This is a genomic window from Streptomyces sp. NPDC005925 (assembly GCF_040638805.1).
Lineage (GTDB): Bacteria > Actinomycetota > Actinomycetes > Streptomycetales > Streptomycetaceae > Streptomyces.
This window is the reverse complement of sequence record NZ_JBEXVL010000034.1, coordinates 30174-40263: the sequence shown is the minus strand read 5'-3', so window position 1 is coordinate 40263 and position 10090 is coordinate 30174. Positions and strand designations below refer to the sequence as shown.

Sequence of the window (10090 nt, the reverse complement as noted above, 5' to 3'; positions counted from 1 at the left end):
GCAAACGAAGGCAAAGCGCCGGCCGCGACCCGTGACATCACGGGTCGCGGCCTTTTCCGTGTCCGGCGGCCTTCTTTTCCATCTGCCGTCGTACTGCCGCCACAACTTCCCCTCGGCCGGTGCATCCGAACCTATATTTCTGCCATGCGACGACGGAATGTGCAGACCCTGCTGGCAGGTACGGCCTCGGATTCCCATACCTGGAACCTCGTCTACCTCCAGCTGTTCCTGGAGGAACGGGGACACCAGGTGCGCAACCTGGGTCCCTGCGTCACCGACGAGCTGCTGACCGCCGCCTGCGCGGCCGAGCGGCCCGGCCTGGTGGTCCTCAGCAGCGTGAACGGGCACGGATACCGCGACGGGCTGAACGCCGTACGCGCCCTGCGCACAGCCGGCCTGCACCAGCCCGTCGTCATCGGCGGCAAACTGGGCGTGGCCGGACAGGTCGACCCCGAGCGCCGTCACCGACTGCTGGAGGCCGGCTGCGCGGCCGTCTTCGACGACGGCGACACCGCGGCACTGGGGACCTGGCTGGACGAGCACGCCGGCCGACGGGCAGCGGCGTGAACACCGCCGCCGCCCGGGAAGCGGCGCCACCGCCCGGGCCCGCCGACACGAGCCCCGCCCCGCCCGTCGACGCCCCGTCCTTCGGACAGTTCGTCGCCGCAGCGTCCGCCGCAGGCAGGCTCGTGGTCCAGCCCCGCATGGGATTCGGCGACCCCCGCGCCATGCGCGCCGGCCTGGAACGGACCCGCTCCGCCGTCGGCACCACCGCCGGCACCCTCACCATCGACAGCTACACCCGCGTCGGCGACCTCGCCGGGGCGCGGGCCGCACTCGCCGAGGGCCTCCCGCTCAACGGCTACCCCATCGCCACCCACCCCGCGGACGTCACCCGCGACCTGCTCCACACCGCCCCCGTCCTCGGCTTTCCCGTCCAGGTCCGGCACGGCTCCTCCCGGCCCGAACCGATCATCCGCGCCCTCACCGCCGCGGGGCTGCACGCCACCGAGGGCGGGCCCGTCTCCTACTGCCTGCCCTACGGCCGCACACCGCTCGCCGAGTCCGTCGACAACTGGGCCCGCGGCTGCGACCTGCTGGCCGCCCTGACACCCGCACCCCACGTCCCCCACCTGGAGAGCTTCGGCGGGTGCATGCTCGGCCAGCTCTGCCCACCCGGCCTGCTGGTCGCGCTCAGCCTGCTCGAAGGACTGTTCTTCGTCCGGCGCGGCATCCGCAGCATCTCCCTCAGCTACGCCCAGCAGACCGACACCGCGCAGGACGCGGAGGCCATCCGGGCACTGCGCCGGCTGGCGGAGGAGTTCCTGCCCGCCGACGTGGACCGGCACGTGGTGCTCTACACCTACATGGGCGTCTTCCCCCGCACCCGGTCCGGCGCCACCCGCCTGCTCGAGGACTCCGCCCGACTCGCCGTCCACGCCGGAGCGCAGCGCCTCATCGTGAAGACGGCCGCCGAGGCACACCGCATCCCGACCGTCGAAGAGAACGTGCGCGCCCTGGAGACCGCGGCAGCCGCGGCCGCCCGCACCGAGTACGCACCGGGTCGCCTCCACGGGCCCGACGGCATCGACAGCGAGGTCTACCGCGACGCGCGGACCTTCCTGGAGGCCGTACTCGACCTGTCCGACGACCCCGGCCGCGCCCTGCGCACCGCCTTCGCGCGCGGCGTGCTGGACGTCCCGTACTGCCTGCACCCGGACAACGCCGGACGCAGCCGCAGCGTCGTCGGCCCCGACGGACGACTGCACTGGTCGGCCGTGGGACGGATGCCCGTGGCGCCGCACGCGGCACCCGGCGCCCGCACGCCCATGACCTCCACCGGCCTGCTGCGCGCCCTGGACACGGTCGCGGACCGCTACGACGTCCAGGCCGCCCCACCCGGTCTTCCCCCGCACCACCGGACCGCACTCTCCCCCACGGGATCCACAGGACAAGGAGACGACATGGACCTCACCACCCCTCCCGCGCTGGGTGAACATCTGGCCTCGCCGACCCTGCGCTCCGCGATGCTCGTCCAGCAGGAAGCCCTGTACGCGGCGCGCGAATTCCTGCGCGGCGAGGGCTTCGTGGAGCTGCTGCCGCCGCTCGTCGGCCCGGTCACCGACCCGGGCGGCCGGGGCGCCAAGGCCCTCGACGTCGACTACTACGGGCAGCCCTACAAGCTGATGACCAGCGCCATCCTGTACAAGCAGGCCTCCCTCAAGGGCTTCCCGAGGCTGTTCTACATCGCGCCGAACGTGCGCGTGGAACCCCCGGAGACCGCCGGCACCGGCCGCCACCTGGTGGAGTTCCACCAGATCGACGTCGAGATGGCGTCCGCCACCCGCGAGGACGTCCAGGAGCTCGCCGCCGGCCTGCTGACCCACGTCGCGGAGCACGTCTGGACGGCCGTGCCCGACGTCCTGCGCGAACTGGGCCGCGACGAACTCGACTTCGCGGAACTGCGGTCCGGCAAGTTCGACGTGCGCACCCACGAGGAGGCCGTGACCCGGCTGCTGGCGGCCGGCCACCCGCAGAGCCCCGACGCCGAGATCGACTGGGCCGGCGAACGCCTGCTGTCCCTCGAGTCCGAGCGCCCCTTCTTCATCAACGACTACCCCAAGGGCTCCCGCGGCTTCTACGACCGCGAGGACCCCGACAACCCGGGCGTGCTGCGCAACTTCGACCTGATCGCCCACGGCGGCTACGGCGAACTCGTCAGCGGCAGCGAACGCGAGTCCCACTACGCGACCCTCGTGACCCGCATGCGGGAGAGCGGCGAGAACCCCGCCAAGTACGCCTGGTACCTGCAACTGGCCCGTGAGGGCATCAGCCCCAGCGCCGGCTTCGGCATGGGCCTGCAGCGCCTCGTCCGCTTCCTCACCGGCCTCGACGCCCTGTGGCAGGTCAGCGCCTACCCGAAGCTGCCGGGGGTGATCGCGCCGTGAACGGCCTGCACGCGACCGGATTCCCCGAGGCGGACGTACGGGCCCGGGCCCGCACCGGCACCGCCACCGTCTTCCCCCCGGCGCAAGCGTACGGCGGCGAGCTCTTCGGAGCCGCGCGCCCCGCCCCCCGGGACGTCCCGGAGGTGACCGACGATCTGGACCGGACACGGATCGTCCCGCCGGTGTTCATGCCGCGCCGCCTGGAGAAACTGATCGACGAAGGCCGCGAGCCGACCCACGACGACGTGGACCTGACAGGCAGCGTCGGCGGATTCACCGCACACCTGCCCCTGTACCTCTCGGCGTTCGGCTCCACCCGGGCGGGCAGCGGCGACCTGGGCCCGGCCTCGGCCCGGCAGGCGGCCCGCCTCGGCATCCCCATGGTGATCGGCGAGAACATGGTGCCGGTGCACGGCTACCGGCGCGGCGCCGAAGCCGGCGCGACCCGCTCCGCCCTCCTGGAACGCATCGCCGCCTACACCGAAGCCGTCCCCGAGGGCGTCGGCGGCGTCGTCGTCCAGCAGTCCACCGAGGACGCCGACTCCGAGGTGTGGAACCTCCTCTACAGCGACCCCGGCACCCGCGCCCTGCGCGACTCCGGCCGTCTCGGCTTCGAACTCAAGGTCGGCCAGGGCGCCAAGCCCGGCCTCGGCGGCATGACCGTCGTCGGCGCCGACGAAGCACGCCGCCTCTCCGGGCAGTTCGGCGTGCACGACGTGCTGGGCGACCCGGAACGGCGGCTGCGCTGCGCCACCCCGGGCACGTTCACCGAGGAGATCGTCCGCCAGCAACTCCGCTTCATGCGCAACAACTTCCCCCTCGCCCGCACCTGGGTGAAGTTCCACCCCGGCCGGGACATCGCCCGGGCCGCCTCCGTCGCGTGGCAGGCCGGGGCCGACGCGGTCACCGTGGACGGCGCGGAGGGCGGCACCGGCTGGGCACCGCGCGTCTTCCTCGACCACGTCGGACTGCCCCTCGGCGAGTGCCTGCGCCGCATCGGCCGACCCGCCGGCGACCTGCTCGCCACCGGCCGGATCTGGGAGGGCGCCCGTGCCATGCGCGCCCTCGCCCTCGGCGCACGGGCGGTCGGCCTGGGCCGCGCCGCCCTCCTCGCCGTGGACGAGGACCCCGAAGAGGGTCTCGTCCGGCTCACCGGCGCCCTCGCCCTGGAACTGCGGCTGCTGATCAGCGCCGTGGGCAAGTACCGCGCCGCGGACCTGGACCCGGCCGACCTGTGGGACCCGGCCGCGGTCTACGGCACCACCCACGTCACCGAGCCGTCGGACACGCCTGCCTGGGACCTGCGGTGAGCGGGTTCGAGCCGGTGGCCGGTGGCGGGATGCGGGCGGTGTCCGGGTCCGGTCCGGTGGCCGACGGCTGGAACCGGTTACGGATCTCGGTTCGCAGGTGGTGGCCCGCCCGCCGGCCGGGTGCCGGGTGGGGCCCGGCCAGCGTCCGGGCGAGTGGCCGGCTCCCCGCGAGCCGGCCGGGCGCCGGACGGAGCCTGGTGACAGCCCGGTTCCGGCTGGCCGGTCCGGACGGGCTGCCGGGTGTCGTCGTCGACGCCCGCTCCGGCCCCGGACCCGGCCGGGGCGCGGGTCCCGGCCACCCCGGTGCGGTGGCCACCCGTGCTCTCGCCGAAGCCGGGCTCGGCCACCTCGGCGGTCATCTCCGACTGCGCACCTACGGGCAGCCACCCGCCGCCGACACGGCCCGCGCGGTACGCCGGGCGGTGCGCCGCGCCGTGATGGCCCACCGCAGCTGAAGCCGGCCCCCCCTGCCTCCGGCCCCACCCCCCTGTCCCCGAATCCACCCCCTGTCTCCCGTCCCTTCCGTCCCTCCCGTCCCTCCTTCTCACCACTCCCACAGAACGGGTACGTCCATGGACACCACCGCGCAGCCTCCGGTCCCCTGGGGGCGGATCTCCTCCCTGGTCGGTGGCCAAGCCGCCGTCCAACTCGGCAGCTTCGCCCTGCTCATCGCCATGAACTGGACCGCTGTCGAGCTCGGCGGAACCCGCTCGGTCACCCTGCTGACGCTCGCCGCCACCGTGCCGCGCGCGCTGATGCTCATCTTCGGCGGCGCGGTCGCCGACACCCTGGGCCCGCGCTTCGTCCTGCTGCGCACCACCACTGCCCGCGTGGCACTACTGGCCGTGGGCGCCGTGATCACCGCCACCGCGGAGTCGCTCTGGCCGCTGGTCACGATCGCCCTGATCGAGGGGGTGCTGCTGGGCCTCGCCGGACCGGCCTCCGGTGTCCTGCTGCCGATGCTGGCCCGTGGCGATCAGCTGACCCGCGCCAACTCCCTGTACGCGATGGTGCTCCGGGTGGCCCCGATCCTCGGGGCGCCCGCCGGGGCGTTCCTGATCGCGGAGGGAGAACTGTGGGTCGCGATGGCCGCCGGCGCGGTGACCGGACTGATCTGGCTCGGCTGCCTGATGCACGTCACCCACGGCTTCGCCCGCCCGAAGCCGGAGCCCGGCGTCTCCCTCCTCCGGCGCTCCGGCGACGGCTTCCGCCTGCTGGCCGGGCACCCGCGCCTGCGCTGGATGTTCATCGCCGCCCTGTCCCTGGACATGGCCTTCAGCTGGCCCGCCGAGGTCGCCCTGCCGCTGCTGGTCTCCGAACGCGGCTGGGGCGTGGGCACGGTGGGCGTCGTCCTGGCCGCCTTCAGCGCCGGCGCCCTCGGCTCCAGCGCGCTCGGCGCGATCCTGGCGCACCGCATCCCGATGTACGTCCGCCTCGTCGTGACCGGCGCGGGACTGGCCGCCGGGATCCTGGTCATGGCCCTGATGCCGACGACGCTCTCGCTCACCCTGGTCGCCGCCGCCGTGGGTCTGCTGTCCGGGCTCAACGGGCCCGCCATCGTCACCCTCTACCAGCAGGCCGCGCCGGAGGAGCGGATGGGCGCCGCCATGTCCACGCTGTCACTGGCCGGCATCGGCACCGCCCCGATCTCCATCGCCGTGTTCAGCTCCCTGTCCCTCGTCCTCGGCGTGCAGACCACGTGGCTGCTGTGCGGCACGATCGCCTTCGTATCCCCGCTGGCCGCCGTCCTCGCCCTGCGCCACCCGGCCCAGGCGGAGGAACCGGAGGCGACGCCCGCCGAGCCGACCGGGCCGGTGTCCGAACCGATCGACCCGGCCGGGGCCGCCCCGGAACCGCGCGTGCCGGCCGCCGCACTCGCCACGCCGACCACCGCACCGCCGTCCGCGCCGTCCGTGTCGTCTGCGGAGGTGCGGGAGCCCGTCGCCGGATCGCCGGTGTCCGTCTCCAAGCCGCCCGTGCCCGCAGCCTGAAGGAGGGCCATGACCATCCTGACCGTTCCCCGACTGCTGCTCCCGAGGCGGCTGACCGGCCCGGGACCGGGCCCCGGACCGGACCCCGGCGGCCACGACCGGGCCTACGATCCCGGCCGGCGGCACACTCCCGGCCCCGGCCCGGAGGTGTGGCTGGTGGACACCACCGAATTCCGGTCGCACGCCCACCGGCAGGCGCCGGCCACCCTGGACGCCCAGGAACTGGCGCGAGCGGCGGAGTTCGTCCAGGCGGCCGACCGGGACTCCTACGTGTGCGCGCATGTCGCTCTGCGACGGCTGCTCGGCGCCTACCTGGACATCGCCCCGGGTGACGTCACCGTCGAACGGGCACCGTGCCTGCACTGCGACGAACCCCACGGCAGACCGGTCCTGCCGGACGGCGCGCTGCACTTCTCGCTCTCGCACTGCACCGGCCTGAGCCTGCTGGCCTTCGCGACCGCGCCGGTCGGCGTGGACGTGGAGGAACTGGTGACCCCGACGACCGTCCTGGAGGCGTCCGACGTCCTGCACCCCAGAGAGGCCGCGGAACTGGCAGGGCTCCCCGCGGCAGAACGGCCCGCCGCCTTCACCCGGGTGTGGACCCGCAAGGAGGCCTACCTGAAGGGACTCGGGGTGGGCCTCTCCGCCGACCCGGCGTCCGACTACGTCGGCTCCGGCCACGACCCCGCCCACGTACCTGGATGGCTCCTCACGGACGTCGCCGTCCCCGGGGGACACTGCGCCGCGGTGGCGCTGTGCACGGAGTGATCCGAGACAGCGGGGCGGGAAGCCGAAGCCGGTGCGACGGGAGCCGGGGCGACTGATCCACAGTCGCCCCGGCCGCTGCCGTCGGTCACCCGGCGGGCACCCCGCGGCGGCGGCCCGTGATCGGGTCCGGGACGGCGGTGTCGCCCGGCCGGCGGCGGGCGGTGCCGCCCCTCTTCCGTCCTACGACACGTTCTGGCCGGCGTCCCGGGCGCCGCGACCGCCGCCGCGTCTCAGCCGACCGTCAGTCCGTACGCCGAAAGAATCTCCACCACCGGCTGGAAGAACGTCGTTCCGCCCGAGGAACAGGTGCCCTGCCCGCCGACCGCGATACCGAGGGCGGCGGTGCCGCTGAAGCCGGGTCCGCCCATGTCGCCGGGCTCGACGCAGAGGTTGGCCGAGAAGAGGCCGCTGATGCTGCCCTCCGGGTAGCTCACGGTGACGTTGACCGCGGTGACCCGGCCGCACTGCAGACCGCCGGTGAGACTCGGCATGCAGACCTGCTCGCCGACGACCGGGTTGCGGGCCGTGGTGATGGGGAACGTGGAACTGCCGGAAGCGACCACGCTCGGTGCGGAGACGGTGTCGAAGTAGCGCAGCACACCGTAGTCGTTGCCGGGGAAGCTGCTGCCCGCGGCGGTGCCCACCGGCTGCGTGTGCGCCGAGTCGCGGTACCACGTGGTGCCCGCGGAGAGGCAGTGGCCCGCCATCAGGCCGTAGTTCGTCGTGCCCTGGTGGGCGTTGAAGCCCACACGGCAGCGGCTGGCACCGCTGTACAAGGTGTCTCCGCCCCGCACGGTCACCGCCGCTTCGGCCGCACTGGCCGGGGAGCTGAAGAGGGCCGCGAGAACAGCGAAGGCGGCGACGAAGAGTGGCAGGCGTCTGAGCATGGGATCCTCCGTGGGCGTGGGTCGGTGGTGCCCTGGTGGCCCCCATGGTCGTGGCTCCCGCGCCGCCCAAGAAGGGTCCGTACGCCCGCAGAAGCGGGGCAGGACGGTTTTCGGACGCCTGAAACCGGGCGGCACTCTCCCGCGCACCCTGCGTCGCGTAACGGTCGACGCCGACGAGGACGCGACCCGGGTCAGAGACGTGGGAGCGTCCCCGTCCGTACCGCTGGCGTGTCGCTGCCGTGCACCGGACGGACCCGGGTCGCCGCGTTCGGCCCCCGTCGACCGGTGCGCTCCGGGCCGATGTGATCCGCACCGACGCGAGCCCGCAGGCCGTCAGCCCGAGGGGGCAGCCACGCAAGGTCCTGAACCGGCCTTTGCGCGTGCCGTCCGGCGGTCCACCGCGTTACGGCCGGCCGGCACGACGACCGCGCGGGCAACGGGCCGTCGCATGCCGTCCGGCTCCCCGAAATCCACCCGGTGACCGCGTGCTTTCGGCCAAGGACGGTGCGACCACCGCCTGTCCGGCCGAAGCTCCTGTCCCGCCCTGACAGTTGATCATCTACGGTATTTGGCAAGCCCGTTACTCAATTCAGGGAGCACCATGTCCACCCCGCAGCAGGTCCCCGACATCCTCTCGCCCGAGTTCGCTGCGAACCCCTACCCCGCCTACCGCGCCATGCGTGAAAGCGCTCCCCTGATCTGGCACGAGGCCACACAGAGCTACATCATCTCGCGCTACGAGGACGTGGAGCGCGTCTTCAAGGACAAGGCGGGCGAGTTCACCACCGACAACTACGACTGGCAGATCGAGCCCGTGCACGGCAAGACCATCCTCCAGCTCAGCGGCCGGGAGCACGCCGTGCGCCGCGCGCTCGTCGCGCCCGCCTTCCGCGGCAGGGACCTGCAGGAGACGTTCCTGCCGGTGATCGAGCGCAACTCCCGCACGCTCGTCGACGCCTTCCGGCACACCGGCTCCGCCGACCTCGTCACCGACTACGCGACACGCTTCCCGGTCAATGTGATCGCGGACATGCTGGGCCTGGACAAGGCCGACCACGACCGCTTCCACCGCTGGTACACGTCGGTCATCGCGTTCCTCGGCAACCTGTCGGGCGACCCGGAGGTGACCGAGGCGGGGGAGCGGACCCGGGTGGAGTTCGCCGAGTACATGCTGCCGATCATCCGCGAGCGACGGGACAACCTCGGCGACGACCTGCTGTCCACGCTGTGCGCCGCCGAGGTCGACGGCGTGAGGATGAGCGACGAGGACATCAAGGCGTTCTGCAGCCTGCTGCTCGCCGCCGGCGGGGAGACCACCGACAAGGCGATAGCCAGCATCTTCGCCAACCTGCTGATGCATCCCGAACAGCTCGCAGCCGTCCGCGAGGACCACAGCCTGATTCCGCGGGCCTTCGCCGAGACGTTGCGCTACACGCCGCCCGTCCACATGATCATGCGCCAGTCGGCGACGCGGGTGGAGCTCGGCGGCGGCACCATCCCCGCGGGTGTCACCGTCACCTGCCTGATCGGCTCCGCCAACCGGGACGAGAACCGCTACCGCGACCCGGACACCTTCGACATCTTCCGCGACGACCTCACCACGACCACCGCGTTCTCCGCCGCCGCCGACCACCTCGCGTTCGCCCTCGGCCGGCACTTCTGCGTGGGCGCCCTGCTGGCCAAGGCCGAGGTCGAAATCGGCGTCGCGCAACTCCTCGACGCCATGCCCGACGTACGGCTCGCCGACGGCTTCGACCCGGTCGAACAGGGCGTGTTCACGCGAGGGCCGAAGTCCCTGCCGGTGCGCTTCACCCCCGTCACCGCCTGACCTGTCACTGCCTGACCGTCACTGCACTGCGCTGCGCTGCGCCTCCGCCATCTTGAAGGCGCAGGTCAAAAGGCTGGTGTGTCCGGTTCTCGGGCTGCTCATGCTGGTTGTTGGCGGACGTCTGCGGAGTAGATCGTCTGACGGAACCGGACGGTTCGCTGGTTTCAGCCCGCTGGCGCCGGGTGGCCTTCTACGATCCCGGTGCGTGGATCCCGAGCTGCTGGAGCGGATCACAACACGGCGTGCAGAACTGGACGGACTGGAGGAACAGCTGTTGCTCTCGCCGGACTGATCAGAGCATTCTCGCCGCTGTACGACGTCTTGCGGGCCCGGTCATGACTCGGCAGGTCGGAGAGAT

The 10090-nt window shown here is 72.9% G+C and carries 8 protein-coding genes; 7 read left to right on the top strand and 1 reads right to left on the bottom strand.

All coding sequences use genetic code 11. The features are described 5' to 3' along the window. Window positions 1–144: 144 nt before the first annotated feature. The 6 genes from ABZ354_RS26135 to ABZ354_RS26110 all read left to right on the top strand — a co-directional run bounded on the left by ABZ354_RS26135 (window position 145) and on the right by ABZ354_RS26110 (window position 7017). On the top strand, window positions 145–567 hold the full coding sequence (locus ABZ354_RS26135) for a cobalamin B12-binding domain-containing protein (protein ID WP_358660711.1): 423 nt from the start codon (window positions 145–147) through the stop codon (window positions 565–567). Continuing rightward, the gene (locus ABZ354_RS26130; RefSeq protein ID WP_358660709.1) at window positions 564–2948 is read left to right on the top strand and encodes an amino acid--tRNA ligase-related protein; all 2385 of its coding nucleotides are present in this window, start codon (window positions 564–566) and stop codon (window positions 2946–2948) included. Before ABZ354_RS26135 ends, ABZ354_RS26130 begins: the two co-directional genes overlap by 4 nt. Further along, window positions 2945–4258, top strand: a complete 1314-nt coding sequence (locus tag ABZ354_RS26125; RefSeq protein ID WP_358660708.1) for a glutamate synthase-related protein — start codon at window positions 2945–2947, stop codon at window positions 4256–4258. Before ABZ354_RS26130 ends, ABZ354_RS26125 begins: the two co-directional genes overlap by 4 nt. A gap of 197 nt (window positions 4259–4455) precedes the next feature. Beyond that, window positions 4456–4713 carry a hypothetical protein gene (locus ABZ354_RS26120; RefSeq protein WP_358660706.1) on the top strand — a complete coding sequence of 86 codons (258 nt, stop codon included), beginning with the start codon at window positions 4456–4458 and terminating at the stop codon, window positions 4711–4713. Window positions 4714–4830: 117 nt separating this feature from the next. Next, entirely contained in the window at window positions 4831–6249 is a 1419-nt protein-coding gene (locus tag ABZ354_RS26115) for an MFS transporter (RefSeq protein WP_358660704.1), read from the top strand. 9 nt (window positions 6250–6258) lie between these two features. Beyond that, complete coding sequence (locus ABZ354_RS26110) at window positions 6259–7017, top strand: 4'-phosphopantetheinyl transferase superfamily protein (protein WP_358660702.1); 759 nt, start codon at window positions 6259–6261, stop codon at window positions 7015–7017. Between the two features lie 230 nt (window positions 7018–7247). Here ABZ354_RS26110 and ABZ354_RS26105 read toward each other — a convergent pair whose 3' ends face one another. After that, window positions 7248–7904 (bottom strand): S1 family peptidase, encoded by a 657-nt coding sequence (locus ABZ354_RS26105; protein ID WP_358660700.1) that lies wholly within the window; start codon window positions 7902–7904, stop codon window positions 7248–7250. A 601-nt stretch (window positions 7905–8505) separates the two neighbouring features. On the opposite strand from ABZ354_RS26105, the gene ABZ354_RS26100 reads away from it, so the two are divergent. Then, the gene (locus tag ABZ354_RS26100; protein ID WP_358660698.1) at window positions 8506–9732 is read left to right on the top strand and encodes a cytochrome P450; all 1227 of its coding nucleotides are present in this window, start codon (window positions 8506–8508) and stop codon (window positions 9730–9732) included. Window positions 9733–10090: the final 358 nt, after the last annotated feature.